We start from the raw sequence: 26,268 nt of genomic DNA, 5'->3' as shown, positions 1-26,268 counted from the left end.
TGCATGGCGACTGATAGCCACGATACGGTCGGCACAGCCGGTCCCGCTCTTTCTTCGTCCCATTCCGGCCGGCGACGCGTCGTCGTCACCGGGATGGGCATCGCCAGCCCGCTCGGCGTCGGCATCGAGACAGTCTGGAAACGGCTGCTCGAGGCCGAGTCCGGGATCATCCGGATCGATGCGTTCGATCCGTCGGATCTGCCTGCCCAGGTCGGCGGTCAGGTTCCCGCGGGCACCAGGGAGACCGGTGGACTCACTCTCGACGAGTGGATTCCCCACAAGGACCAGAAAAAGATGGACCGGTTCATCCATCTCGGAATGGTCGCGGCGGCCGAAGCGGTCGCCGATAGCGGCTGGGTGCCGCAGACCGAGGCCGATCAGGAAGCCACCGGCGTCATGATCGGGTCCGGTATCGGCGGCCTGCAGACCATCTACGAGGCATCGATCCAGGTGCATGAAGGCAAGGCGCGGCGGATTTCGCCGTTCTTCATCCCGTCGGCGCTGATCAATCTGATTTCCGGCCACGTCTCGATCCGCTACGGCTTCAAGGGGCCGAACCATTCGGCGGTCACCGCCTGCGCCACCGGCGTGCATGCGATCGGCGATGCGGCCCGCCTCATCATGCTCGAGGACGCCGACGTGATGATCGCCGGCGGCGCCGAGGCGGCCGTCTGCGCGCTCGGCATCGCCGGGTTCTGTGCATCGCGCGCCCTGTCGACCGGCTTCAACGAGACGCCCGCCCGTGCCTCGCGTCCCTGGGATCGAGATCGCGACGGCTTCGTCATGGGCGAGGGTGCCGGCATCGTCGTGCTCGAGGAGTACGAGCATGCCAAGGCGCGTGGCGCCAAGATCTATGGCGAGATCATCGGCTACGGCCTGTCCGGCGATGCGCATCACATCACCGCTCCGGCGGATGGCCATGCGGGCGCCTATCGCGCCATGGTCAAGACATTGAAAAGCGCCGGCGTCACCACGGCCGACATCCAGTACGTCAACGCGCATGGCACCTCGACCATGGCCGATGACCTCGAACTTGATGCGGTCGAGCGGCTGTTCGGCGATCACGCACGCGGGCTGGCGATGTCGTCCACCAAGTCGGCGACCGGCCATCTGCTCGGCGCGGCTGGCGCGATCGAGGCGATCTTCTCGCTGCTGGCGATCCGCGACAACGTGGCGCCGCCGACACTCAACCTCGACAATCCGACGCGGGACAGCGTGATCGACCGTGTTGCGCACCAGGCGCAGCCGCGCCCGATCAAGGTCGCGCTGTCGAACAGCTTCGGCTTCGGCGGTACCAACGCGAGCCTGCTGGTGCGCGGCGTCTGACCGTTCGCCGTCCCTACCTTCGCCCGTGACCGAGTGATGCGCCGCGTCGTGACTCTACTGATCGTGCTGCTGATCCTCGCCGGGGTTGGCGCAGTCGGTCTGCGCGTGCTGTGGCAGCGACCCGGACCATTGCCGCAGGCGACCGACCTGCTCATCCCGCACGGTCATCTGCGCACCGTGGCCACGGCGCTGCAGGCGGACCGGGTCCTGCCCGCCGGGGATGCCGGGCGCCTGCTGTTCATGGGCCTGGCCAGGCTCACCGACCGTAATGGTCCATTGCATGCCGGCGAATTCCGCATCCCGGCGCACGCGTCGATCGCCGATGTGCTGCAGGTGCTGCGTCACGCCCGGCCGGTGCAGCACGAACTCACCATTCCCGAGGGCCTGACCTCGGCACAGATCGCCGGCCTGATCGATCGCGCGCCGGCGCTCATCGGCTCGCTCGATGTGCCGGCCGAGGGCTCGGTCCTGCCGGAGACCTATGCCTACGAACTGGACACGTCGCGTCCGGTGCTGCTGGAGCGGATGCAGGCGGCAATGCAGAAGGCGCTGGCCGCCACCTGGGCATCCCGCGACCGGTCCTTGCCGTTGACCGACCCGGCGCAGCTGCTCACGCTTGCCAGCATCGTCGAGCGCGAGACCGGGCTGGGCACCGAGCGACCCCAGGTGGCCGAGGTGTTCGTCAACCGCATCCGCCAGGGCATGAAACTGCAGTCCGACCCGACCGTGGCCTACGGCGCCGGCGGTGGCCTGGGCAGCCTGCCTCGCCCGTTGACCCGATCCGACCTGATGCAGCCGAGCCCATACAACACCTACGTCATCCCGGGACTGCCGCCCGGCCCGATCAGTTCGCCGGGGCTCGCCTCGCTGCAGGCGGTGGCGCACCCGGCACAGGGCGACCTGCTGTATTTCGTGGCGACAGGGACCGGCGGGCATGCCTTCGCGGCGACGCTGCCGGAGCATCTGCGCAACGTCGCCCAGTTCCGCGCCGTCGAAGCCGCCCGCACCGGCCAGATGCCGACGCTCGATCCGCTCAGGGCACCCCCGCAGGTGCCGCTCGAGGCGATGCGGAAGCGCTATCACTAGCGGATGCCGAATTAGGCATTGCAATCGGATCGGTCATTGTGCGTGCTCCGATGCTGCTCCGGCAGCGGTCTTTTCCCGATGCACCCAGGTCCTGAATTCAAGCAGCATCCTGGATGTCGAAGCGGGCTACCTTGCCCGCTCGAAAACGAAAAGAATGTTGAACCGTCTTGTCCTTCAACCCGTGTGCCTGCTCCTGGAGCGGATTGCCTGAAAGATCGCGGACGGATTGCCGGACTTCCGCGACGATCGCCCCATCCGCGGTCCGGTGAAACGCTAAGGGCTCGACGTGCGGACTGACCGTGGTCCACTGGCGCGTCCAGTAGTCGTGTAGAGCCACGTGTCCATGGACGTGGCTACCATCCATTCCATTGGCCCAGGTGACGTCGTCGGTGAGAACCGCCAGCACGCCGCCTATATTCCGTGCATTGAAGCAATCGTAGATGCGCACCAAAATCGCGACGTCTTCGTCCATCGGGTCGCTCCTTGCAAACGTGACGACTTGCATCAAAGGCCGGCGTCGTTACATATGCACGTATGCATTCGCTTGGTGGTGGATGCAAGAGGTGAGGCGAGATGAAACTGGATGTGCTTTCGACGCCTGGGCATCTGGTCGGCCTTGCGGCGCGCGGGTTCGCCCGCCTCAGCGAAGCGCGGCTCAAGCCGCTCGGCTTCGGCCTTGGACACCTGCCGGTGCTGGTTGCACTCCGGGATGGCCAGGCGAGCACACAACGTGACCTCGCCCGCTTTGCAAGGATCGAGCAGCCGCCGATGGCACAGATGCTCGACCGCATGGAACGGGATGGGCTGATAAGTCGTGCGCCCGATCCGGCTGACGGGCGCAGCCGTCGCATCACCCTGACGGCGGTCGCCGAAGCTCGCCTGCCGGATGCGATTGCCGCTTTGCTCCTGGGTAATCGTGACGTGCTGCACGACTTCACGGAAGAGGAGGCCGGACTGCTTCGCGTCCTGCTCACGCGCCTGGTTACGAACCTCGATCGGATCGCAGGCGTCGAACCTTTGCCCGCGACGCTGATCATCGGAACGCGGGACTGACCCGGCCCTCCGCCCGAAGCCTGCGCATCCTCATCCTCTGGTCAGACAAACATTGTAGGCGGCGGCTCTAGGAAGAGTGATTCGTGTAGAGCTCGCTGGCGATCTTCCAGCTCTTGCCGACCTTGATCAGTTGCAGGGTCTTCCAGCCCCAGCTCGATGTTTCTCGGCTGGTATTGACGAATACGAGCGACACGTCGGCAAGTGCTCCATCCTGCCGGATCTGCACGTCCTCGAAGCGTTGCGTGAAGGGTGGTCCCAGGAACACTCCTTTCCGGAACGAGTCGTAGTTCTGTGTTCCGCCTTCGGCTCCCGCCGATCTGACTGCCGACGCGACCGACGAGAACGGTATCGTCTTGTTGAGGAGCAGCGTCTCGAAGAGCACCTGATCCTTGGCGGATACCGCGATCGTATAATTGTGGAGGAGGGTCATGATCGCTTTTCGGTCTGCACCGTCGCTTTCAAAACGAGACGGGTTCGGCGCCGCATAGCTTGCCGGCGACGCCAGAACGGCAACGAGGGCGATCGATCCGATCAGTGACTGCTTCATCTTCGTTGCCTTTTCGGCTGGCTGATTCGCAATAGCTGACGGAGCGATCGGGCAGCCGTCAGGTTGGTCCTCGGCAATCCTGTGCACCGTCGGGATTGGCCTCAGCCCACCGGCCACTCTGTGTCCGTCCCCCATAGCCGTAGCTGTCGCCGTCGGCTGCATGCACACGAACGTAGCTATGCTCGGCCAGTGGCCCAAGCAGGTCGTTCATCCCGCTGAAGGCTTCCTTTACGAACGACGTCGTTTCGGCCTTGGTGTTGGTGCCTGCCGTGACGGTGATCTCCAGCCAGAAAGCTGACAGTCCGGCCTCGACCAGGGGTGTCCCGCCTGTGAACCAGGCCGAGGATTCGGCCGGCTCTGCCAGGACGGTGGTCAAGGCGTAGTCCTTCCCAAGCTGCTCGAATGCGAGCCGGGCTGCGAGGGCGGAGACGGGCGGGCGGAGGTCGGCTCCGGGGTGCGGCACGGTGTAACGCACGGTAATCATCGGCATGATCGACATCCCATCTTGTCCATCGATCTTGTGCACTCGCACCAGCCATCGGTGAACACTATCATAGGCAATTTCTATGATAGGAAAACGCGATCATGCTCGATCTCCAGTCCGTCCGGATTTTCGTGCTGGTCGCCGAGCACGGCAACATGACACGGGCCGCGGAAGCCGCGGGCACGGTGCAGCCGGTCGTCAGCCAGCGGATCAGGACGCTCGAGACCGTGCTGGGGAGAAAGCTTCTAAATCGGACGCCCCGCTATGTGCGGCTCACCGAGGCGGGCACCATCTTTCTCGAGCGTGCACGCCATCTGCTTGCAGCCCATGACGCTGCGATAGCCCCTGAGGATGGCGGACCACTTCACATCGCCCTGGCGGTGAGCGATCACACGCTTGGTACGTCGTTCGATACCATTCTGCGCAGACTTCGGAGTGCGGTTCCGCAGCGCGTCACCTTCGCTCTTCGGTTGGGGCAGTCGCTGGAGGTGAAGGACCTGTTCGACCGGGGCGAGGTCGATCTTGCCATCATCCGGCGGGAGGGTCGCGGAGCCGAAGGTGAGGTGCTGGGCGAGGATCCGATCGCATGGTGCGCCCCTTCCGGATGGAGGCGACCGGAGGGGCCATTGCCGCTGGTGTCGCTGCCTCCCCCCTGCGGCGTGCGTGGGGCCGCCCTGAAGGTGCTCGACCAGGCATCCATTCCCTGGCGCGAGGCCTTCGTCGGTGGAAGCTGCCTCGCCCTGGCTGCAGCCGTTCGGGCGGGTCTCGGCGTGGCGCCCCTGGGAAGGCTCGTTGCGGGCGGGCTTGGCAAATACGAGATGCTGTCGGATCTACCGGCGCTCCCCGCGTCGCAGGTCGTCATGCTTGTCCGCGCGCACTCCCCGCTCGTGTTGGCTGCCGCCCGTTCGCTTTCGGCAAGTGTCAGGGACACGCTCCGGAGCACATGACAATCGTTCAGCCGCCAAGGTTCTCCCGGCCGATTCCAGGCGTCTGAGAGGGGGACGCAACCCGGCGATCGAGCGCGACACCCTCTCTTGTTGCTCCAACCAACCAGTCGGCAATCTCGTTAGCCAGCGCTTGCGATTCGTGAAAATCGTCCGGGTCTGCCGTGGCGCGCCGTCACGGAACCAGGCTGGTCCAGTCGGGTTCACACGGCGCGTCGATGCCGGAGCGTTGCAATGACCGATCTTACCCGCCGTACCTTGTTTGGAAGCGCTGCCGGGATCGCCGCCGGCATCGGGCTGGTCGGCCCGGCATTGGGCGCTTCGCTGCCGGCTGCCGGCGCACCCGAACAGGAGCCGCAATCGCTGCGCGGCACCGTGACGGACGGCAAGGTGAGCTTGCCACCCCTGCACCAGTCGAGCGAACAGAACGCCGATGCACCCAATCCGATGCCGCCGGGCAAACGCCTCGGCATCGCCGTGGTCGGACTTGGCGCTCTGGCACTCGAGAATATCATCCCGGGCTTCGGCGAGACCAAGCATGTTCGCCTGACCGGCCTGGTCAGTGGCGACCCGGCCAAGGCGCGCGCGATCGCCGCGCAGTACGGCGTGCCGGAAAAGAACCTCTACAGCTACGATACCTTCGACCAGATCAGCAACAATCCCGATATCGACATCGTCTATATCGTGCTGCCCAACGCACTGCATGCCGAGTTTACCATTCGCGCCGCCAAGGCAGGCAAGCATGTCCTGTGCGAGAAGCCGATGGCGGCGACCGTTGCCGAGGCGCAGTCGATGGTCGATGCCTGTGCCCAGGCCAATCGCAAGCTGATGATCGCCTACCGCCTGCAATACACGCCGGAGCACCGCACCGTCATCGATCTCGCCCGGTCGAAAACCTTTGGCGCGATCCGCATGATCGAGGCGGTGAACGGGCAGAACGACGCGCCCAATGGCCAGTGGCGCCAGATCAAGGCGCTTGCCGGTGGCGGCTCGCTGCCCGATGTCGGACTCTATTGCCTGAACGCGTTCCGCTACATCACCGGCGAGGAGCCGATCGAGGTGACCGGCCAGCTGACCCGACCCGCCAACGATCCGCGCTTCCGCGAGATCGAGGACATCTCCATGTTCACCCTGCGGTTTCCGAGCGGCGTCGTCGCCAACGGCACCGCCGGCTACAGCTTCCACGAAAGCCGGTTCCTGCGGGTGCACGCCGAGACCGGATGGTTCGGGCTCGACCCGGCGTTCGGCTACGACAACCTGACGCTGGGCATCAATCGCAAGGCGGGAATGGCGAGCTCGACCGACTCAAGACGCTTCTCGCCGAAAAGCCAGTTCGCCCACGAAATGGATGCGTTCGCCGCGTCCCTGCACGCGAACCAGGAACCACGCACGCCGGGTGCCGAAGGCTTGCAGGACATGAAGATCATGGCAGCGATCTATCAGGCCGCGGCTGGTGGCGGCGTGGTGAAGCTGCCTCCGGTCGACGGGCTGGACACCACCCGCGGTCCATGGCCGAAGGAACTCGGCGCGTTCGTTCCGACCGTCGGATAGCGCCTCGGCCTCGTGTGATTCCGGCCGCGCGCGACGTTAGCGGCTGCCGAGCCGCTCGAGCAGGCCGGAGACGCCCGAGGCCGGCACCGGTTCGCTGAACAGGAAGCCCTGCGCCTGCGTGCAGCCATAGGCACGGACCAGGGCGAACTGCTCGTCGGTCTCGATACCTTCGGCGGTGGTCGCGATCGCCAGGTTCCGGCCAAGGCCGACAATGGCGTTCATCACGGCATCGCTGTCCGGCGGCTCGGTCAGGGTGGTGATCAGCGACCGGTCGATCTTGATCTTGTCGAAACGGAAGCTGCGGAGGTAGCTGAGCGACGAATACCCGGTACCGAAATCATCGAGCGCGATCCGCACGCCGAGTTCGCTCAGGCTCTCCAGGATCGAGGTGTTGGTGTCGTTGTCCTGGATCAGCAGGGTCTCGGTGACTTCCAGTTCCAGCCGGTTCGGGGGTAGCCCCGATTGTTCCAGGGCGCCGATGACATCGGCGGTCAGGGTCGCGAACCGGAACTGGATCGCGGACAGGTTGACGGCGACGCCGATCGTACTCGGCCACTTCATGGCCTCGCGGCACGCCTCCTGGAGCGCCCATCGTCCGATTGCGACGATCCAGCCGGTTTCCTCGGCCGCGGGGATGAACTCGCTCGGTGCCAGCAGGCCGCGTTCCGGATGCTGCCATCGCAGCAGCGCCTCGAAGCTGTCGACGCGTCCGGTCGCGACGTCGACCAGCGGCTGGTAGAACAGCCTGAACTGGTTCTTGGTCAGGGCATCGCGCAGCCGGAGCTTGAGGGCTTGGCGCGCCTGCATCACCGTGTCCATTCCGGCTTCGAATACACGCGAGCTGCCTCGTCCCGATAATTTCGCGCGGTAGAGGGCAGCGTCGGCATTGCGCAGCAGCTGCTCCGCATCGCCTGCGTGGTCCGGCGAGAATGCGATGCCGATGCTGCCGGTCAGCAGGACCGTGTGCTGCTCGACCTCGAACGGCTTCGCCAGCGCCTGCTGGATGCGAATCACCAGCCGGTCCATGTCGGCGTCGTTGCGCGCATCCGTGACCAGGAAGGCAAATTCGTCGCCGCCATAGCGGGCGACGATGTCTTTCGGTCCGGCACAGGCGCGCAGCCGGTCGGCGGCATGCAGCAGCAGGCGGTCGCCGGCGTCGTGCCCCAGCGTGTCGTTGATCGCCCTGAACTGATCGATGTCGATGCACAGCAGCGCCAGCCGGGACTGTTCGTGAGCGTCGGATACGCTTTCGTTCAGGCGATCGTGCAGAAGCCGGCGATTGGCGAGGCCGGTCAGCGGATCATGGTAGGCGAGATACCGGATCCGTGCCTCCGCGAGGGCACGGTCTTCCTCGTCCCGCCGCTGATCGGTGATGTCCAGCGCCAGGCCGGTCATCCGCGTCGGCTTGCCGGCCCGGTCGTAGATGCCGTGGCCGGTGATCCTGACCCAGTGCGTGCTGCCGTCGGCCCAGATGATACGATACTCGACATAGAGATCCTCGTGCCGCGCCAGTGCGCCTTCGATCGCGTCGCGCCGGACGGCCCCGTCCGACGGATGCAGCATCGACAGAAGCTGCTGATGGCCGGTCTCCTCGTCCACCCGTTCGAAGCCGAAGCACGCGGCGAAGAGCGGAGAGGATTTCAGATGTCCGCTGGCGAGATCGAGATCCCAGGTTCCGAGTTTCGCATTCTCGAGTGCGAAGCGCAGCCGCTGCTCGCTTTCGGCCAAGGCCAGGTCGGTGGTTTTCTGGTCGTGAATATCCTCGGTGGTTCCGTACCAGCGCACGATGTGGCCGTCGTCATCGCGTCTCGCAGCGGCACGGATGCGAAACCACCGATAGATCGCACCGCCGGTACGGAGGCGGCACTGGATGTCGTACGGCGTGCCATCCTTCACCGACTTCCACCATGCGGCCATGACGTCGATGGTCTCGTTAGGATGAAACCCCGATGCCCAGCGTCCGAGTGGCGTCGCCTTGTCTGCCGGCTCGCCCATCACGGCTCGCCAGCGCGGGCTCGCTTCATCGACGATCCCGTCCGCGGATGCGGTCCACGGCATCTGCGGATTGAGCTCCAGTGCGTGACGGTAATGCAGTTCGCTCTCCTCGAACGCCGCCTTCACCTGATGGAAATCGAGCCTGGCTGCGACGGTGGCCGCCAGGTCGAGCAGGATGCCGATGGCATGCTCGTCCAGGTGACGTGGGCGAGTATCGAACACGCACAGGGTGCCGAGGGTCTGCCCGGTTGCATCGGTAATGGCCGTGCCCGCCTGGAAGCGCACCCCGAGACAGCCTGCCGCCAGCGCACTGGTGGCGTAGTGCGGATCCGCCCATGCATCGGAAACGATCAGCGGCTTCTGGTCGCTCCGCATGACGTGCCGGCAGAAGGGTGGATCCTGCAGGTCGGTCTCGCGGGCCCCGAGTCCGAACGCCGAGCCGACGGCCAGCCGGTCGCCGTCGAACAGGTTCACCATCGCCATCGGCATGAGTAAGGCTTCGCAGGCAACGCGCGTGAGCATGTCCAGATGGCTGTCGGCACACGGGTCCGGAGCCGTCCAGCCATGCTGCGATCGTGTCCTGAGGTCGCTACCGGTCGATATCGACATATTCCGTCCTGGCCGGTGAGGATGCGGTGCGTCCGGTCAGAAGATCCGCATGCCCCGGGCTTACGATCAACTGTTTACACACAAAATCGTGAAGAGGCGCGGAGGAATGTCTCATGAGACGAAACTGTGATCGCATGGAGAGATTAGGTCCCGGAAGATGATGGATTAAATCTATGCAGGACGCCGTTTTCCAGCCGGGACGACGCGATATTCTTACGGGGATCGTGGCGGTCTCCGCCCTCTCGACGGTCGCGCCGGTGTCGCGGGCACGCGCCGCTACCGGCCCGGCTTCTCTCGAACTCGTGGCACGCTTCACCAGTCCGAGGCAGGTCACCGGTGTGGCGGTCTCTCCGACCGGCCGGATTTTCGTTAATTTCCCGCGTTGGGAGGAGGACGTATCGATCTCGGTGGCCGAGGTCGGCGCCGGTGGCAGTCTGAAGCCGTTCCCCGATGCCGCCTGGAACGGGTTCCGTAACGGCGATCCCGGCAGTGCCGGCAAGGCGGGATCCAGCTTCGTGTGCGTCCAGAGCGTGACGGTCGATGCCCAGGGCCACCTCTGGGTGCTCGACCCGGCGGCACCCGGCCTCACCTTCATCGTGCCGGGCGGACCCAAGCTCGTCTGCATCGACCTCGCCACCAACACGGTGAAGCGGGTCTACCGTTTTGATACCAGGGTGGCGCCGCAGGGCAGCTACCTGAACGACATCCGCTTCACCTCGGACGGCAGGCGGGCGGTTATCACCAACTCCGGCAATCCCGGCTCGCTGATCGTGCTCGACGTGCAGAGCGGGGTCGCGCGCCAGGCTCTGGTCAACCATCCATCGACCCAGTTCGACCCGGCCGTCACCATCACCGTGAATGGCAAGCCGTTGCGGATGCTCGACGGGCAGCCGGCCCATTTCGCCGCCGACGGGCTGCTGATCGATGGGCAGGATCGCTACCTTTATTGGCAGGCGACCACCGGCCGCACGATGTATCGCGTGCCGCTCGCCGCGCTGTTCGACGCCTCGCTCTTGCCTGCTCACCTAGGTGCGCAGGTGCAGGTCGTGGCCCGGACCTTCGTCACCGACGGCTATTGGTTCAGCCGCAAACACGGAATGCTGCTGACCAGTGCCGAGGAATTCTCGGTCAAGCGGATGGAGAGCAACGGCAGCTTTACCGTTCTGGTGCAGGACCCGCGACTGTTCTGGCCGGACAGCATGGCGGAAGGGCCAGACGGCGCAATCTATGTCACCGCCTCGCATATTCCGGAGATGAAGGCGTGGCAGGGGCCGGGCATCACCGAGACCCAGCTGTTCCGTTTCCGTCCCGCATAATCCACTCCCGCAAGCGATCGTCGAGGCAATCACATGACCAAGGCAATTGGTTACGCCGCCCAGCATTCATACAGCCGCCTGAAGCCGATCGTGTTCGAGCGCGACGACCCGACGGACTCCGAGGTCGAAATCGAGGTGATGTTCTGCGGCGTCTGTCACTCGGACATCCACCAGGTCAAGAACGAGTGGTCGAACACCGTCTATCCCTGCATGCCCGGCCATGAAGTGGTCGGTCGGGTCGCACGCGTCGGCGGGTCGGTGAGCAAGCATGCGGTCGGCGACCTCGTCGGCGTGGGCTGCATGATTGATAGCTGCCGCGTCTGCGAGCCTTGCCATGCGCACGAGGAGAATTACTGCGAAGGCCCGAACAGCTGGCTCGCCACCTATAACGGTCCGATGATCCCGGCAAAGATGGCGCCGGGCGGTATCAACATGTACGGCCGCGACAACAGCTATGGCGGCTATTCGAGCTCGATCGTCGTGTCCGAGGATTTCGTCCTGAAGATACCGGCATCTCTGAAGCCGGAAGTTGCGGCGCCGATCCTGTGCGCCGGGGTCACCACTTATTCGCCAATGATGCACTGGGGCGTCAAGGCGGGCGACAAGGTCGGTATCGTCGGCTTCGGCGGGCTCGGTGACATGGCGGCCAAGATCGCCAAGGCGATGGGTGCCGAGGTCACGCTGTTCACCCGGACCGCCGAGAAGCTCGAGGAAGCAAAGAAGCTCGGTGTGACGGCGGTGCTGGAGAGCGACAAGAAAACCATGACGTCGCTGGCGAACAGTTTCGATTTCATGCTGAGCACGGTGCCCGAGAAGCACGACGTCAACCCGTTCGTGAAGATGCTCAAGCGCGATAGCACCCTGGCCATCGTCGGTGCGATCGAGCCCCTGCCGTCGGAGAACAACCAGGAGCGGGTGATGCATCGCAAGAGCGTCGCCGGTTCGCTGATCGGCAGCATCGCCGAGACCCAGGCCGTGCTCGATTTCTGTGCCGAGCACGGGATCGGCCCGGATATCCAGGTGATTCCGATCCAGGAAATCAACCAGGCCTATGCCAGGGTGATCAAGGGCGACGCCCGTTTCCGCTACGTGATCGACATGGCGACGCTGAAGCTCGACGAGGAGGCCGCCTGATCCAGCCGCCGTCGCCTCAGCGCGGCGGCGGCAACGATTGCTGCTGGACCGGGCCGGTCGGGGCCAGCTGCATCGGGCCGTTCTCGTTCGACGGCTGCGCGTAGCCGCCGCCGGGACCGCCCTGTCCATAGGCCGGCGCCGGCCCGGGTGCACCCGGCCGGGTGCTGAAATGCATCAGCGCGGCACGGAGCGGGTCGGCACCGGGATTGTTGACCCGCATCGCCACCACGATGTCCTCCGGGCCGACCGGCTGGTTGTAGTAGGCGCGATTGCCGACGCTGTCCGAGCTCATGATGCTCCCCTGCAGCGAGATGCCGGCGAACAGGCCCTTGGCCTTCTCGACCGCGACGATATCCGCCCGGAATGCTGCCGTGGTGGCGCCTTCCATGCCGGCACCCAGCGTTGCGAAGGCGACCGAGGCGTCGGCGCCGAACTTGAACTGGCTGTCCATGATCGCCGTCAGGCCGCGATGGGTCATGATGAACATAACCAGCTCGGCATCCTGGATGCCGGCCTGTAGGCCGAAACTGCCCGAGCCCATCGAGTAGAAGGCCGGGGCCGAGAACGATCCTGCGGCATCGCGCGACAGCAGCACGCAGCCGCCGCCCGAACCGCCGAACAGGAAGCTCATGCGGAAGATGCTCGGGCAGATCATCACGCCCTTGGCCTTCCGGAGCAGGTTCTGCGCGGTGCCCCCATTCTGCTTCCAGGCCAGCACGTCCTGCACCGCCAGGGTCGAGCGATCGACCAGCTGCTGCTGCTGCTGGGCCCGTTCGCTCTGTGCGTTCGCGCCCGGAACCGCGCCCGCCATCACCATCAGGCCGGCGGCCACGCCGCTGGTGATCAGGTTCGTCGACAGGACACGAGCCAGCCCGCGGCGGATGCTGGATGTTGCACGGCTCATGGGCATTCTGGTGGTTCCTGAAATCTCGGTTCGACTGACGCCGAAATTGTGCCGAAACAATGGCCTGCGCTGCCAGCTTCGCACAATAGTTGATCTTGGTAGAACAGCTAGTCCAGCGGGATGCGGGCGGCTTCGGCAAGCGCCGCCGCAATGCCCGGTGCCACCGCCAGGATCGGGATGCCCCGCTCCAGCCCGCCGTCGCGCAGAAACGGAGACACCATCGCCGTAGTCTCGGCCAGGATCGCCAGCGCCGCCGCCACGTCCCATAGGTGGATGGAGAGCTCGATATACCCGTCGAGCCGGCCGCAGGCGACGTCGGCCAGGGCCAGCGCACCCGATCCGCTCGAGCGCGGCATCGCACCCAGCGTCATCACCCGGTCGATCGTGGCGATGAACTCGGGCACCGGCACGCGCGGCCCCCAGCCCACCTCGATCATCGCGCGGCCTGGATCGACGACCGGGGATGCCTGGATCGGCAGGTCGTTGAGGGTGGCGCCCATGCCGCGCACCGCCGCGTAGGTCTCGCCCAGGGCCGGCGCCGCCAGGATGCCGGCGACCGGCTGGTCATGCTCGAGCAGGCCGAGCGAGACGCACCAGCGGTTGCGGCCGCGTGCATAGTTCGAGGTGCCGTCGATCGGATCCACCACCCAGTGAAATGCGCCGTCGCGGGTGCGACCGGTCTCCTCGCCCTGGAAGCCGTCATCCGGGAACAGCGCGCCGATGCGAGCGGCGATCATCGCCTCGACCGCGCCGTCGGCCTCGGTCAGCCAGTCCTGCGCGCCCTTCTGGGTGGCGACAGGCCCGCCCGAGGGCGGCCGCATGCGCATCGCCATCTCGGCCGCCTCGGCGACCACGATGCGGGCGGACTCGAAGCGGCGTCGGAGTTCGAGGGGAGGCTGCGAGGACACGGATGTCATGCGACGCAATCTCGCATGTGTTGGCACGGTCGGACCAGGGGAGGCGTGCCTACTCGACGCGCAGGGCCGCGCGGAGTGACGCGGTGATCGCCGGGTCTTCCAGGGCCGCGAGCCGGCTGGCGGCGATGGTGGCGAACCGCTGCATCAGGGCGCGTCGGGTCGCGGGTGCCAGGCGATGCGCCGGGGCCTCGCGCAGCAGGTCGGCATCCGCCGTCACCCCCTTCGGCAGGCAGTGCGGCCCGATGCAGGCGACCATCACGCCGACATCGTCCGGCAACAGCTCCTGCGGGAAGCCGTCATCCACCGCGAAATACAGCGCGTCGCAATAGGGCCGGTATTCGGGCCATTTGCCGTCGGCCAGGAAGTCGCGCGGCCCGGACTTCACTTCGATGCAGACGAAGCCACCGTCCGGCCTGAGCGCCAGGATGTCGGCGCGCCGTCCGTTCGGCAGCGGCACCTCGTGCAGCACCACCCAGGCCAGCCGGCCGCACAGCATCGTCGTTGCCCGCCGGATCGCAAGCTGGTTCTCGGGCAGCCCGATCAGTTCGGGCGCTGCCGAGAGCAGCGGATCGGATGCCGGCGTGTCGACGACGGCCGGATCGGAGGAAGGCATGTCCATGCCGGATCTTCATGCCGCCCGGGCAGGCCTTGCTGCAAGTCGCGAATATCTTCGATGAACCAAGGAAGCGAATGCGGCTTACAGCACCATCATGATTGCAACACGGTTTTCGGTCGCCACCCACATCATGCTGCTGATGGCGACCGAGCCCGTCGGCCGGCTGACCAGCCCGCGCATCGCCGTCAGCGTGAACACCAACCCCGTGGTCGTCCGCCGCATCATGCGCCTGCTGGCCCGTGCCGGCTTGGTCCACGTCCGTCGCGGCCAGGGCGGCGCCTCGCTCGGACGCGAGGCGGCCGGGATCAGCCTGGACGATGTCTGGTGCGCGGTGCATCCGGCACCGGCGCCGCCCTTGTTGCCGCTCCATGCAAGTCCCGACCCGGGCTGTCCGGTCGGCAGCCAGGTTCCCTGGCTGTTCGGCGACGTGTTCTTGGGCGCCGAGACCGCAATGCGCGTCGCTCTCGCCGCAACGTCGCTCGCCGACATGAAGGCCCGGCTGGGAACGCCGACCGAGCGGCCGGACGGGGTATCGAGCTGACCCCGCAAGGTGGGATGTCGGCGATGCGTGCCTATTGCGGGCCTTCACCCTGCAGTTCGATGGCGCGATCCTGGGTCATCCTCTGCATGCAGTCCGACACCTCGACCGAGCGGATCGTGCCCTCCTGGGCGTTGTAGTACGCACAGTTCGCGTCGCGATATTTGAGCCATGCCCTCTGCGCCGTCTGCAGCGGCGCCAGCCGACTCTTGGTCGATGGCTCCCCGGCCAGCATCACGGTCAGCGCCTTGTAGGCCTGGTTCAGTCTCTGGTCCCAGATTGCGGTTCGCGCATTGATGCAGGACGTTATGTCGATCGTGTTGGTTTGGTTGTTGCACTGATTATGATCCGCAGTCCATTTCTCGGCTGCAGAAGCCGGATACAGCGGTGCGCTGGTTGCCAGGCCGATCGCCAGGATTCCGTAGAGACGGTTTTTTTGCATGTGATTTCCTTCATGACGGCTCGAAGCCGTGGATCGAGGATAGTTTTGCAGCCGCAGCGGAAGACGCTCAATTCGCAATGCGATCAACGGTGCGACGGTGGCAGTCCCGACGTCAACTGAGGGTCATCGAGAAGGCCGAACCGGGTCTGGAAGAACGGGATCAGGTCGTTGGCGATGATCTGCTTTACGACAGGAAGCTGTGCGTGGGCCGCATCGACATCGACATGGTAGTAGCGTGCATACATCGTGTTGCCGTTGACGATGTTCTTCTCGACGTCATGGATGATAGCTAGGTTCTTGTCGCTGTCCTTGTTGGCGCCGTAGCCGAGTGCTGCCACGTGGGCCCGGTTTTGGAATACGCCTGCCACCGCCTCGTTCACTATGCCGTCCATGCCGCGGGTGATGCGCTGCGCCGCCAGATCCGCGTTCAGCTTCTTCTGCTGACCGGACAGGCCGGATATCGCATGGCCACTTTCATGTGCGAAGATCCCGATATGCCTGGCGAGCGCCTGGTCGTTGACCATTCCGCTACCGCCACTGATCATCTTCTCGCTGATCTGCACGGTGTGATTGTTCCAGTAGGAAGCCGAATGGTCCTTGTCTCCGCGAAGCATCGTGTAGGGAACCTTGTATTCAACGATTGCCTCCGCCTCTGCCCCCCCTAGCCAACTCAGCCGCGCGAGGTAGAGAAAGGCTGTCGTTACGTCGCGCTTGTCCTGCTCGTTTCCCATCACGATCGGACGTCCGATTGCCTGGAGAAGCCGTTCGTCCCCAAGTCGCATGATGATTCGAGCACGAACGGCGTTCGGAATGCCGGGATCACGAAGCAGCAGGGATTGGAAACGCGCCGGATCCTGCTTTTCATGGTCGTTCAATGATATAAGCCGCTCATCGAGCCGTGGGTCCGTCGTCAGTTGCGCAGCCGACGCCAGACCCGCGCGGGTAAGCCCACCGGTTTTCGTTTCGCCGGCCAGTATCCTCGCGATCGGACTCGCGATGAAGAACCGAGCAGCATCCTGTGCCTTGTGCTGGCCATCGGTCGCGTGCGCCGAAACTTCCCGGCGAAGGTCTTCCAATGATAGCCGATCTCCTCGTCTCGATATTTGGCCGAACCGCGTGAGCAATGTCTTCGAGGCCAGCTCAAGATTGGTCGATGTTCCGACCGAGTCTGCCTCAGGAGTCTGCATCGCCAGTGAACCCGGTTCCTTGGCGGAGCCTTGTATTGGGGCAAGATAGATGGAGACGAGGCCGATCGTGGCGAACCAACGCAACGCTTCGATAGATATGGGGCGGAGACGAAGTTGGTCATGATGGAGAGGCTGGTTACACCGATCGAAATCAGCTTGTCTCGTGGGCGCCTGCTGGGTCTTCTTGAAGAAGATCAAATGTATGTCTTTCGCAATATGTTTTGAACTACCGCAATATATTCTGGTCCGTGAATCATAAAATGCTGGATCAGCATTCTGAAGCTTACCTCGCGAGTTGGCGGCGCCGTGTTCCGTCGTAACGTTTGTAAGACGCTCATTCTTGCCCAGGATTGAAACCGCAAGCATCGTGATCCGGAATAAGATTGCTACGACATAAAGAGGGAGATCAGGAGCCAACTCATAAACATACAGGTATTCTAGTGAGCCTGAATCGATAGCACCAGACTGCACCGGCTCGACCGAAGCCGACCTGCGCGTGTTCGTCAACTGTGGTAGATCCGAAGGCGCGAACTGAACGAACCGCCGCAGCCGGCATGACCGAGAAACAGGCGCTGACGACGCCCTTGCATACCAGGGATCTACGTGTCGACTTGCTTGTTCCGGACGGCCCGATGAAGAACGTGGCCGATCATCGAACCGGCAGATACCGGACGTCCCGGCTCCACCGAGATTGGTCCTCCAGAAGCTCCGGCGACGACCAAGGTGGTGCGCATGCGGAACGTTCAGCAACGCGGCAGCTGCCGGCTACGTTGGCTGGCTCTGGATCGCGTTGAACGGAGCAGCATCATGACCACCCTCAACCAGTACGACATGCAGGACCCGACCAAGCAGTATTTCCAGCCGAAGTTCGAGGAGCAGCCTCAGTCGGCGCCCGGCCTTGCCAAGGACATGGACCCCAAGCCCGATCACGGCGAAGAGAGCTACAAGGGGTTCGGCCGTCTCGCAGGCCGCAAGGCGCTGATTACCGGTGCCGATAGCGGCATCGGCCGTGCCGTGGCGATCGCGTTCGCCCGCGAGGGTGCCGACATCGTCATGAGCTACCTCCCCGACGAGGAGCCGGACGCACAGGAGGTCGTGGCGCTGATCAAGCAGGCCGGCCGCAAGGTCGTTACCGCGCCCGGCGACATTTCCGACGAGGTGTTCTGCAAGAGCCTCGTCGAGACGGCGAACACCGGGCTCGGCGGGCTCGACATCCTGGTAAACGTCGCCGGCAAGCAGACGGCCCAGAAGAGCATCGCCGACCTCACCACCGAGCAGCTCGACGAGACCTTCCGCACCAACGTCTATGCGATGTTCTGGCTGTGCAAGGCCGCCCTGCCGCTGATGCCGGCCGGTGCCACCATTATCAACACCACGTCGATCCAGGCCTACCAGCCGTCGGAAACCTTGCTGGATTACGCCAGCACCAAGGCTGCGATCGTCGCCTTCACGCATGCATTCGCAAAGCAGGTCGCCGAGAAGGGCATCCGCGTGAACGCGGTCGCTCCCGGCCCGGTCTGGACGCCGCTGCAGCCGTCCGGCGGCCAGCCGCAGGAGAAGATCCCGACCTTCGGGTCGAAAACCCCGATCGGCCGCCCCGGCCAGCCGGCAGAACTCGCCTCGGTCTATGTGCTGCTCGCCTCGCAGGAAAGCTCCTACGTCACCGGCGAAATCTACGGGGTCACCGGCGGCAACCACCTCCCCTAAGCCGGCCGTTCGATGATGCTAACTACGGCGGTCATCCGACGCGGTTGGCCTGTGCTCCGGTGCTCACGGCCTGATGGCCGCTCCGCTCCGGTGCTCGGACAACCACGACGGGCGGCGCGTAGAGCGCGCCTCTGACTCGCCGTAGCGCATTCTCGAACGGCCTTCCGCGGATGGGGGGCGTCGTTGGTGGGCTTAGACTGGGCGCAGGAGCAGGTGCTGTTTGCGTCCGGCTGAGAGTTTGATGGCGCCGTCGATGAGGTCGGCGTCGGAGATGATGCGGGCTTCGTCGCTGACGGCGACGTCGTTGATGCGGGCACCGCCGCCGCGGATCAGGCGGCGGGCTTCACCGTTGCTGGTGGCCAGCCCGGCTTCGGCGAACAACCGGAAGATCGGGATGCCGGCCGACAACTCGGCGGCTTGTATCTCGCGGGACGGCAGCGATGCTTGCACAAGCTCACCCTGCTCGAAGCTCAGTCTCGCGGTTTCGGCTACCGCGAGCGCGGTGTCGCGTCCGTGGCACAGCGCGGTCGCCTCGGTGGCCAGGATCTTCTTCGCCTCGTTGATCGCGGCACCTTCGAACGCCGCCAGCCGCTCGCATTCCGCCAGAGGCAGGTCGGTGAACATGCGCAGGAAGCGGCCGACATCGGCATCCTCGGTGTTGCGCCAGAACTGCCAGTAGTCGAACGGCGACACCCGGTCCGCCGACAGCCAAACGGCACCGGCCGCGGTCTTGCCCATTTTCGCGCCGGAGGCCGTGGCGATCAGCGGCGTGGTCAGCCCGAATACCTGCCTGGCATCGGTGCGGCGCACCAGGTCCACGCCCGACACGATGTTGCCCCACTGGTCGGAGCCACCCATCTGCAGGCTCACGCCATGCCGCCGCCCGAGCTCGCGGAAATCGTAGCTCTGCAGGATCGAATAGTTGAACTCGAGGAATGTCAGTCCCTGCTCGCGTTCGAGCCGCAGCTTGACGCTGTCGAACGACAGCATCCGGCTGATCGAGAAATGCTGCCCGACTTCGCGCAGCAGCTCGATATAGCCGAGCCGGTCGAGCCATTCGGCATTGTCTGCAATCAGCGCGTCGGTCGGCCCGGCGCCGATCTGCACGAACCGCTTCAGGATCGCGAGAATGCCGTGGCCGTTGGCGGCGATGCGCTCCGGCGTCAGCAGCTGCCGCGCCTCCTCCTTGCCGGACGGATCGCCGATCTTGGTGGTGCCGCCCCCCAGCAGCAGCACCGGACGATGCCCATGACGCTGCAGCAGCCGCAGCAGCATGATCTGCACCATCGAGCCGACATGCAGGCTGTCCGCGGTCAGGTCGAAGCCTACGTATCCCGACACGATCCCGGCGTTCAGTGCGGCATCGAGCGCCTCGCTGTCGGTGCACTGGAACACGAAGCCGCGCGCTTCGGCCTCTGCCAGGAAATCGCTCTTGGACATGTCTGGAACCACCATCGCTGAGTGCCGGATCTCCTGGTCCACCGGCGGCGGTGCTGTAGCATGCGGGCAGGGGTTCCCGAAGCGGGCGGCCTGCCAGACGGGGGAGCGACCATGCGCCGGGTGATCGGACTGATGAGCGGCACCTCGCTCGACGGGGTGGATGCGGCGCTGATCGAGACCGACGGCGAGCGTATCGCCTCGTTCGGCACCGCCCTCACCATCCCCTACGATCCCGCATTGCGCACCGCCCTACGCGGCCTGCTCGATCGTGCAGCACACATCGATGCGACCGATCCGGAGCTGCTGCAGCTCGAGCGCCGCCTGACCGACGTACATGTGGCGGCGGTGGCGGCCCTCGGCGAACCGGCGGCGCTGATCGGCTTCCATGGCCAGACCATCCTGCATCGCCCCGGCGAAGGCCGGACATGGCAGATCGGCGACGCCGCCTATCTGGCGCACCGGACCGGGCTGCCGGTGGCGTACGATTTTCGGAGCGCGGATGTCGCAGCAGGCGGCGAGGGCGCCCCCCTGGTCCCGGCCTATCATGCGGCGCTGGCGGCGCGGCTGGAGCGACCGGTGGCGTTCCTCAATCTCGGCGGTGTCGCAAACCTTACCTGGATCGGCCCGGACGATGCCCTCATCGCCTGCGACACCGGCCCGGGCAACGCGCTGCTCGACGACTGGGCAATGCGGCACACCGGCACCCCCTGTGACACCGACGGACGGCTGGCCGCATCGGGCCGGGTGGACGAGGCGGTGTTGACCGGGTTGCTGGCGCATCCGTTCTTCAGCCGGCCCGCACCGAAATCGCTCGACCGCCTTCAATTCCATGCCGCACTCGATGCTGTATCTGGCCTGTCGGCGGCGGATGGCGCCGCGACCCTGACCGCCTTCACCGCCGCATCGATCGCCATGACGATCCTTGCCGAGCGTCCGAAACATTGGCTCGTGTGCGGGGGTGGCCGGCGCAATCCGGTGCTGATGCAGGCGCTTCGGGATCGCCTGCACGCGCCGGTCGAAGCGGTCGAGAGCCTCGGCTGGGACGGCGACGCCCTGGAAGCGCAGTGTTTCGCGTTTCTCGCCGTCCGGGTCGAAGCTGGACTTCCGCTCTCCTGGCCCGGCACCACGGGTGCGCCTGAGCCTACTCCCGGAGGACGCCTGGTCAGGCCATCATAGGGAGCCTGCAGGACGAATCGGTTGGACGGAGGAGATCAATCCCGCTTGGATAAAGCCCCACCGCCCCTGCCGGTTCTGGCCTAATCGGCAGCCAGCGCCATCGCCTTGCGTGCCACGATCTTGCCGACGTAATCCTCGACCGCCTCGGAGACGTGCTCAGCGTGGGTCGCGAACACATGGTCGGCGCCGGCATACACCCGGTAGTCGACGGTGACGTTCTTCTGCGTGTTGAGCTTGTCCACCAGCTTCCGCACCGCGGGCTCGGGCACCATCTCGTCGGAATCGCCATGCAGCAGCAGGCCGCCACACGGACATGGCGCCAGGAAGCCGAAATCGTAGTGGTTGGCCGGGGGCGCGACACTGACCCAGCCGGAGATTTCCGGACGGCGCATCAGCAACTGCATGCCGACGAACGCACCGAACGAATAGCCGGCAATCCAGAGCCCACCCGAGTTCGGATTGACCATCTGCATCCAGTCGAGCGCTGCCGCCGCATCGGAGATCTCGCCGAAGCCGCCATCGTAGCGGCCCTGGCTGCGGCCGACGCCACGGAAGTTAAAGCGCATTACCGAGAAGCCGAGCTTTTCGAACGTCCGGTACATATTATAGGTAATGCGGTTGTTCATGGTCCCGCCGTGCATCGGATGCGGGTGGAGAACGAGGGCGAGCGGCGCGTTGCTCTCGCTGGAATGGTGGTAGCGTCCCTCGAGTCGGCCGTCAGGGCCGGCGAACATCACCTCAGGCATTATTTCCCGCGATTCTTATTGCTCCGTTCGATGGCATGAACGGCAGCTTGTTAACGTAATCTCGACACCCGACGATGCCCCGCCGGACGTGGTTCGATGATTTCGGATAGTCGACGATCAGAAAGTGCCGTTTGGCTGCTCAGGCCGGGCTGTCCAGGTCGATAGATGCTTTGATTGCACGCATATGGCGCAGAACGCCGCATGATTCAAAGGGCGTGCAGGTCACGCTTGCGCCAAGCGCGGGGCTGGCTTTGCTGTAAAATCAGGTTTCGATCAGGCTCTGGGATGGAAACGCGATTGATTTCCCGAACATCGGACACGAGGTCTCTCCCTGCTCCGGCACACTGTGATCCGGCATCGCCTGTCGGACGGCATCCCGGCCGTCCCACAGTGGTGCGTGCATCGTCAGCGCCTGTTCATGAACTCTATAACGAGACGGTTCGAGCAATTACAACGGAATACCGCACCCTGAACCCGCACGAACGCCTTTGCGGCGACACGGAGCCGTGAGGACAACTCCATGACCGATCTGCACCATGAGACCGGACATGCTCGCGGTTTCGCGAACGATCCAGTTTATTTCGACGCCAACGCCAGCGAACCCCTGCGGCCGGAGGCACGTGGCGCGCTGATCCGGGCGCTCGACCTCGTCGGCAATCCGAGTTCGGTCCACATGGCCGGGCGGCGGGCGCGTTCTGTGCTCGAGGAGACGAGGGAACGGATCGCCGCATGCTTCGGCGCCGACCCGGCCGGCCTGGTGTTCACCTCGGGCGGCACCGAGAGCGATGGGCTGGCACTGCATGCGCTCGGCGCCGGCCGCCGGCTCCTGATTGGTGCTACCGAGCACGACGCGATCCGTCGGGCCGCCGGCCCCGGAGCAGCCGTGCTGCCGGTCGCCCGGGACGGCACGCTCGACATTGCCGGCCTGGAAGCCGCGCTGGCCGGCCCGGGCGGCCCGGCGCTGGTTTGTATGATGGCCGCGAACAACGAGACCGGCGTGCTGCACCCGCTGGCCGAGGTGTCCGACCTCTGCCGCCGGTATGGTGCGCGCCTACATGTCGACGCCGTCCAGGCGGCGGGGCGGATGCCGTTGTCGCTGGCGGTGATCGGCGCCGACAGCATGGCGATCTCGGCCCACAAGATGGGCGGCCCCAAGGGTGCCGGCGCATTGCTGCTCTCCTCCTTGGTCGACAGGTTCATCCTGGCGCCGCTGATCGAGGGCGGCGGCCAGGAGCGTGGCCGGCGTGGCGGCACGCCCGCAGTGCCGGCGATCGCCGGGTTCGCGGCCGCGTGCGAGGCGGCGTGCACGACCCTCTCGTCGCAATCCCGCCTCGCCGGACTGCGGGACCGGATCGAGCAGGCGGCCCGAACGGCCGGAGCCGTCTGCATCGGCGCCGATGCGCCCAGGCTGGCTAACACCACCTGCCTCGGCCTGGCCGGGCGGCGCGCGGACGTGCAGCTCATCGCGCTGGACCTGGCCGGGTTCGCGGTCTCGTCGGGGGCCGCCTGCTCCTCCGGCAAGGTCGCGCAGTCGCATGTGCTGGCGGCGATGGGCCTGCCCGATCTGGCCGGCTCGGCGATCCGCGTCTCGCTGCCCTGGAACGTGCAGGAGCCGGACGTGGACCGCTTCATCGAGGCCTACATGTCTCTGGCCCGATCCGGGCGCCCGGGGCTGGCGGCATGAGCTATGCTCGCCGGATGATCTATCTCGACAACCAGGCCACCACGGCCTGCGATCCCCGCGTGCTGGACGTCATGCTGCCCTGGTTCACGACCAGTTTCGGCAACCCGCACAGTGCCGAGCATGCCATGGGCCAGCAGGCGGCCGATGCGGTCGAACAGGCACGCCGGCACCTGGCCGACCTGCTTCGTGCCGATCCGCGCGAGCTCGTCTTCACTTCCGGCGCTACGGAATCCAACAACCTGGCGATCAAGGGCGCAGCCCGCCAGGCAATGCGTTCCGGCGACCCGCGGCGCCGGGTCGTCACTCTGGCGACCGAGCATCCCTGCGTGCTGGAAACCGTGCGCGACCTTGCCGGAGAAGGGTTCGAGCCGGTCGTGCTGCCGGTCGAGCCGGACGGGCGGGTCGATCCGGACCGGCTGCGCGAGGCCCTTCGCGTGCCGACGCTGCTGGTCAGCATCATGGCGGTGAACAACGAGACCGGGGTGATCCAGGACCTTTCCTTGTTGGCGCCGATCGTGCACGCGGCCGGGGCGCTGCTGCACAGCGACCTGGCCCAGGCGGTGGGCAAGCTGCCGGTCGACGTGCGGGCGCTCGACCTCGATCTCGCCTCGATCAGCGGCCACAAATTCTATGGGCCCAAGGGTGTCGGCGCCCTGTTCGTGCGCCGCCGGCCCCGCGTACGGCTGGTGCCGCTGATGTCCGGTGGCGGGCAGGAGCGGGGGCTCCGGTCCGGAACGCTCCCCGCGCCGCTCGTGGTCGGCCTGGGCGAGGCGGCGCGTGTGGCAGGCGTGGACCTCGATAGCGAGACGGCCCGGATCGCCGCCCTTCGCGACCAGCTGCTTATCCGGCTGCAGGCGGTGATTCCCGGCATCCTGGTCAACGGCAGCCGCGAGCACCGCATCGCCGGCAATCTCAACCTCCGCTTCCCCGGAGGCGATGCGCTGGCGATCATGGCAGCGATGCCGAACCTTTGCGTCTCGACCGGATCGGCCTGTTCCGCGGCGGATATCGAGTCGTCGCACGTGCTCGCCGCGATGGGACTGAGCCGGGACCAGGCTGCACGAAGCTTGCGTCTGGGGATCGGACGTTTTACGTCCGCCGACGAGCTGGGCCAGGCCGCCGACATGCTGGCCGATGCCCATGCTCTGGTTCATTCCGGCATCCCCGTGCCGGCGTGACGCACCATCCCCTTTCACACAATCCGCTTCCCGGCCGAGGTCGACGATGCCCAGCATGACTTTCATCGAGCGCAATGGCGCCCCCCGCCAGGTCGAGGCGCCGCTCGGCCTTTCCGTGCTCGAGATCGCGCATCGTCACGGCATCGACCTCGAAGGTGCGTGCGAAGGCTCGCTGGCCTGCGCCACCTGCCATGTGGTGGTGGACCCGGCCTGGGCAGGCAAACTGGCCAAGCCGACAGAGGACGAGGAGGACATGCTCGACCTCGCCTTCGGCCTGGAGAAGACTTCGCGGCTCGGCTGCCAGCTCGTCATCACCGACGCCCTGGATGGCCTAGTCGTGCGCCTCCCCAAGACCGGCTAACCCGTGCGAGACCGCTCGATAATGCACTGTGCCGGCGATCCGACGCGACTTCCGTGCGATCCGATGCTCACGGCCGGGAGGCCGCTCCGCTTCGGTGCTCCGGTAGCCACGACGGGCGCTCCCGAAGGGGGAGCTCTCACTCGGCACAGCACATTCTCGAACGGTCTCGTTCTTTCGAGCAGGTGCTGCTGATGCGCATCTTGGCCGCCATGTCGGGTGGCGTGGATAGCAGTGTCGTTGCGGCGATGCTGGCGGAGCAAGGACATGATGTCGTTGGTGCAACGCTGCAGCTCTATGACCATGGTGCCAGCGCCAAGCGGAAGGGCGCCTGCTGCGCCGGCGACGATATCCATGATGCCAGGCGGGTCGCGGACCGGTTCGGCTTCCCGCATTATGTCATCGATGCGGAAGCGCGATTCCGCGAGAGCGTGATCGATCGGTTCGCCGACGCCTATGCTGCCGGCGAGACACCGGTGCCGTGCATCGCCTGCAACCAGGGCGTCAAGTTCACCGACCTGCTCGGCCTCGCCCGCGAGCTTGGCTGCGACGCGATGGCGACGGGCCATTACGTGCGCCGCGTCGACGGCAAGTCCGGCGCAGAGATGCATCGCCCGGTCGATGCCGGCCGCGACCAGAGCTGGTTCCTGTTCGGCACCACCCGCGAACAGCTCGCCTATCTGCGGTTTCCGCTCGGCGACCTGGCCAGCAAGGACGTCGTGCGTGCCCAGGCGCTGCGTCTGGGTCTGTCGGTTGCGGATAAGCCGGACAGCCAGGATCTGTGCTTCGTGCCGACCGGATCGTATGCCGACCTGGTGACCCGGCTGCGCCCGGAAACCGCCGAGGCCGGCGAGATCGTCGATGCCGCTGGAACCGTGCTCGGGCAGCATTCGGGTCTGGCCGGCTATACGGTCGGCCAGTCCAAGCGCCTCGGCAACGCGGCGATGCGGGATGGCGAACGGCAGCAGGTAGTTTCGCTCGACCCGGCTGCCCGGCGCGTGGTGATCGGCCCGCGCGGCCGCAGCAGCACCCGCGACCTCGCGTTGCGCGACATCAACTGGCTGATCGACGCACCGACGGCGCCCCTCCGCTGCCAGGTTCAGCTGCGTGCCCGCGAGGCAGTTCGTGCCGCCACCATCCATGGCAACGCGGTGGTGCTGGACGAGCCCGCCCTGCCGGCCCCGGGCCAGGCCTGCGTGTTCTATGATGGGTCTCGCATCCTGGGCGGCGGCTACATCCAGCGGACCGGCTGAGAACGCGTTGTGATGGCGATCCGACGTCCCTCCGCTCTTACCCGACACAATGCATTCTCAACCGGTCCGCGCCCCGT

At 65.7% G+C, this 26,268-nt stretch carries 25 protein-coding genes; 14 read left to right on the top strand and 11 right to left on the bottom strand.

Going from position 1 to position 26,268, the window contains the following annotated elements:
- The first annotated feature begins 3 nt into the window (after positions 1–3).
- Both fabF and mltG read left to right on the top strand, forming a co-directional pair.
- The gene (fabF, locus tag HN018_RS16340) at positions 4–1,326 is read left to right on the top strand and encodes a beta-ketoacyl-ACP synthase II (protein ID WP_171833070.1); all 1,323 of its coding nucleotides are present in this window, start codon (positions 4–6) and stop codon (positions 1,324–1,326) included.
- Between the two features lie 36 nt (positions 1,327–1,362).
- Positions 1,363–2,412: an endolytic transglycosylase MltG gene (mltG, locus tag HN018_RS16335; protein WP_171833071.1), complete on the top strand. Its 1,050-nt coding sequence runs from the start codon at positions 1,363–1,365 to the stop codon at positions 2,410–2,412.
- A gap of 97 nt (positions 2,413–2,509) precedes the next feature.
- Here mltG and HN018_RS16330 read toward each other — a convergent pair whose 3' ends face one another.
- Positions 2,510–2,884 carry a nuclear transport factor 2 family protein gene (locus HN018_RS16330; RefSeq protein ID WP_171833072.1) on the bottom strand — a complete coding sequence of 125 codons (375 nt, stop codon included), beginning with the start codon at positions 2,882–2,884 and terminating at the stop codon, positions 2,510–2,512.
- Positions 2,885–2,985: 101 nt separating this feature from the next.
- Here HN018_RS16330 and HN018_RS16325 point away from each other — a divergent pair, with 101 nt between their 5' ends.
- Positions 2,986–3,465 carry a MarR family winged helix-turn-helix transcriptional regulator gene (locus HN018_RS16325; protein ID WP_171833073.1) on the top strand — a complete coding sequence of 160 codons (480 nt, stop codon included), beginning with the start codon at positions 2,986–2,988 and terminating at the stop codon, positions 3,463–3,465.
- A 67-nt stretch (positions 3,466–3,532) separates the two neighbouring features.
- Here the strand turns inward: HN018_RS16325 and HN018_RS16320 are convergent, their stop codons facing one another.
- Entirely contained in the window at positions 3,533–4,129 is a 597-nt protein-coding gene (locus HN018_RS16320; protein WP_204259554.1) for a hypothetical protein, read from the bottom strand.
- Positions 4,071–4,502, bottom strand: coding sequence for a 4-oxalocrotonate tautomerase (locus tag HN018_RS16315; RefSeq protein ID WP_171833074.1), 432 nt, complete (start codon positions 4,500–4,502; stop codon positions 4,071–4,073). The genes HN018_RS16320 and HN018_RS16315 overlap by 59 nt, the downstream gene beginning before the upstream one ends.
- A gap of 95 nt (positions 4,503–4,597) precedes the next feature.
- On the opposite strand from HN018_RS16315, the gene HN018_RS16310 reads away from it, so the two are divergent.
- Positions 4,598–5,443 carry a LysR family transcriptional regulator gene (locus HN018_RS16310; RefSeq protein ID WP_171833075.1) on the top strand — a complete coding sequence of 282 codons (846 nt, stop codon included), beginning with the start codon at positions 4,598–4,600 and terminating at the stop codon, positions 5,441–5,443.
- Between the two features lie 231 nt (positions 5,444–5,674).
- On the top strand, positions 5,675–6,991 hold the full coding sequence (locus HN018_RS16305) for a Gfo/Idh/MocA family protein (RefSeq protein WP_171833076.1): 1,317 nt from the start codon (positions 5,675–5,677) through the stop codon (positions 6,989–6,991).
- A gap of 36 nt (positions 6,992–7,027) precedes the next feature.
- On the opposite strand, the gene HN018_RS16300 is transcribed toward HN018_RS16305, so the two are convergent.
- Complete coding sequence (locus HN018_RS16300; protein ID WP_171833077.1) at positions 7,028–9,595, bottom strand: bifunctional diguanylate cyclase/phosphodiesterase; 2,568 nt, start codon at positions 9,593–9,595, stop codon at positions 7,028–7,030.
- 173 nt (positions 9,596–9,768) lie between these two features.
- On the opposite strand from HN018_RS16300, the gene HN018_RS16295 reads away from it, so the two are divergent.
- Together HN018_RS16295 and HN018_RS16290 are read left to right on the top strand one after the other, a co-directional pair.
- The gene (locus tag HN018_RS16295; protein ID WP_171833078.1) at positions 9,769–10,911 is read left to right on the top strand and encodes an L-dopachrome tautomerase-related protein; all 1,143 of its coding nucleotides are present in this window, start codon (positions 9,769–9,771) and stop codon (positions 10,909–10,911) included.
- Between the two features lie 33 nt (positions 10,912–10,944).
- Positions 10,945–12,045 carry an NAD(P)-dependent alcohol dehydrogenase gene (locus HN018_RS16290; protein ID WP_171833079.1) on the top strand — a complete coding sequence of 367 codons (1,101 nt, stop codon included), beginning with the start codon at positions 10,945–10,947 and terminating at the stop codon, positions 12,043–12,045.
- A gap of 16 nt (positions 12,046–12,061) precedes the next feature.
- On the opposite strand, the gene HN018_RS16285 is transcribed toward HN018_RS16290, so the two are convergent.
- The 3 genes from HN018_RS16285 to HN018_RS16275 form a co-directional block, all read right to left on the bottom strand.
- Positions 12,062–12,949 (bottom strand): lipid-binding SYLF domain-containing protein, encoded by an 888-nt coding sequence (locus HN018_RS16285; protein WP_171833080.1) that lies wholly within the window; start codon positions 12,947–12,949, stop codon positions 12,062–12,064.
- A 107-nt stretch (positions 12,950–13,056) separates the two neighbouring features.
- The gene (locus HN018_RS16280) at positions 13,057–13,866 is read right to left on the bottom strand and encodes an inositol monophosphatase family protein (protein ID WP_171833081.1); all 810 of its coding nucleotides are present in this window, start codon (positions 13,864–13,866) and stop codon (positions 13,057–13,059) included.
- A 49-nt stretch (positions 13,867–13,915) separates the two neighbouring features.
- Entirely contained in the window at positions 13,916–14,485 is a 570-nt protein-coding gene (locus HN018_RS16275) for an MmcB family DNA repair protein (protein ID WP_239478750.1), read from the bottom strand.
- A gap of 91 nt (positions 14,486–14,576) precedes the next feature.
- Here HN018_RS16275 and HN018_RS16270 point away from each other — a divergent pair, with 91 nt between their 5' ends.
- Complete coding sequence (locus HN018_RS16270; protein WP_171833082.1) at positions 14,577–15,023, top strand: Rrf2 family transcriptional regulator; 447 nt, start codon at positions 14,577–14,579, stop codon at positions 15,021–15,023.
- 31 nt (positions 15,024–15,054) lie between these two features.
- On the opposite strand, the gene HN018_RS16265 is transcribed toward HN018_RS16270, so the two are convergent.
- A complete protein-coding gene (locus tag HN018_RS16265; RefSeq protein ID WP_171833083.1) occupies positions 15,055–15,462 on the bottom strand; it encodes a lysozyme inhibitor LprI family protein in 408 nt (135 codons plus the stop codon).
- 83 nt (positions 15,463–15,545) lie between these two features.
- Entirely contained in the window at positions 15,546–17,156 is a 1,611-nt protein-coding gene (locus HN018_RS16260) for a hypothetical protein (protein WP_171833084.1), read from the bottom strand.
- Positions 17,157–17,456: 300 nt separating this feature from the next.
- Here HN018_RS16260 and HN018_RS16255 point away from each other — a divergent pair, with 300 nt between their 5' ends.
- Positions 17,457–18,356 carry an SDR family oxidoreductase gene (locus HN018_RS16255; RefSeq protein ID WP_171833085.1) on the top strand — a complete coding sequence of 300 codons (900 nt, stop codon included), beginning with the start codon at positions 17,457–17,459 and terminating at the stop codon, positions 18,354–18,356.
- 192 nt (positions 18,357–18,548) lie between these two features.
- On the opposite strand, the gene tyrS is transcribed toward HN018_RS16255, so the two are convergent.
- Complete coding sequence (gene tyrS / locus HN018_RS16250; RefSeq protein ID WP_171833086.1) at positions 18,549–19,796, bottom strand: tyrosine--tRNA ligase; 1,248 nt, start codon at positions 19,794–19,796, stop codon at positions 18,549–18,551.
- Positions 19,797–19,907: 111 nt separating this feature from the next.
- On the opposite strand from tyrS, the gene HN018_RS16245 reads away from it, so the two are divergent.
- The gene (locus tag HN018_RS16245; protein ID WP_171833520.1) at positions 19,908–20,972 is read left to right on the top strand and encodes an anhydro-N-acetylmuramic acid kinase; all 1,065 of its coding nucleotides are present in this window, start codon (positions 19,908–19,910) and stop codon (positions 20,970–20,972) included.
- An 80-nt stretch (positions 20,973–21,052) separates the two neighbouring features.
- Here HN018_RS16245 and HN018_RS16240 read toward each other — a convergent pair whose 3' ends face one another.
- A complete protein-coding gene (locus HN018_RS16240; RefSeq protein WP_171833087.1) occupies positions 21,053–21,718 on the bottom strand; it encodes an alpha/beta hydrolase in 666 nt (221 codons plus the stop codon).
- Positions 21,719–22,238: 520 nt separating this feature from the next.
- Between HN018_RS16240 and HN018_RS16235 the strand changes: the two genes are divergently transcribed.
- The 4 genes from HN018_RS16235 to mnmA all read left to right on the top strand — a co-directional run bounded on the left by HN018_RS16235 (position 22,239) and on the right by mnmA (position 26,191).
- Complete coding sequence (locus HN018_RS16235) at positions 22,239–23,402, top strand: cysteine desulfurase family protein (RefSeq protein ID WP_171833088.1); 1,164 nt, start codon at positions 22,239–22,241, stop codon at positions 23,400–23,402.
- Entirely contained in the window at positions 23,399–24,580 is a 1,182-nt protein-coding gene (locus tag HN018_RS16230) for a cysteine desulfurase family protein (protein WP_171833089.1), read from the top strand. The genes HN018_RS16235 and HN018_RS16230 overlap by 4 nt, the downstream gene beginning before the upstream one ends.
- Before the next feature lie 46 nt (positions 24,581–24,626).
- Positions 24,627–24,941, top strand: coding sequence for a ferredoxin family 2Fe-2S iron-sulfur cluster binding protein (locus HN018_RS16225; RefSeq protein ID WP_171833090.1), 315 nt, complete (start codon positions 24,627–24,629; stop codon positions 24,939–24,941).
- A gap of 191 nt (positions 24,942–25,132) precedes the next feature.
- A complete protein-coding gene (mnmA, locus tag HN018_RS16220) occupies positions 25,133–26,191 on the top strand; it encodes a tRNA 2-thiouridine(34) synthase MnmA (protein ID WP_171833091.1) in 1,059 nt (352 codons plus the stop codon).
- Positions 26,192–26,268 lie beyond the last annotated feature (77 nt).

It is taken from the genome of Lichenicola cladoniae (assembly GCF_013201075.1).
In the GTDB taxonomy this organism is placed as follows: domain Bacteria; phylum Pseudomonadota; class Alphaproteobacteria; order Acetobacterales; family Acetobacteraceae; genus Lichenicola; species Lichenicola cladoniae.
This window is presented reverse-complemented; position numbering and strand designations above follow the sequence as displayed.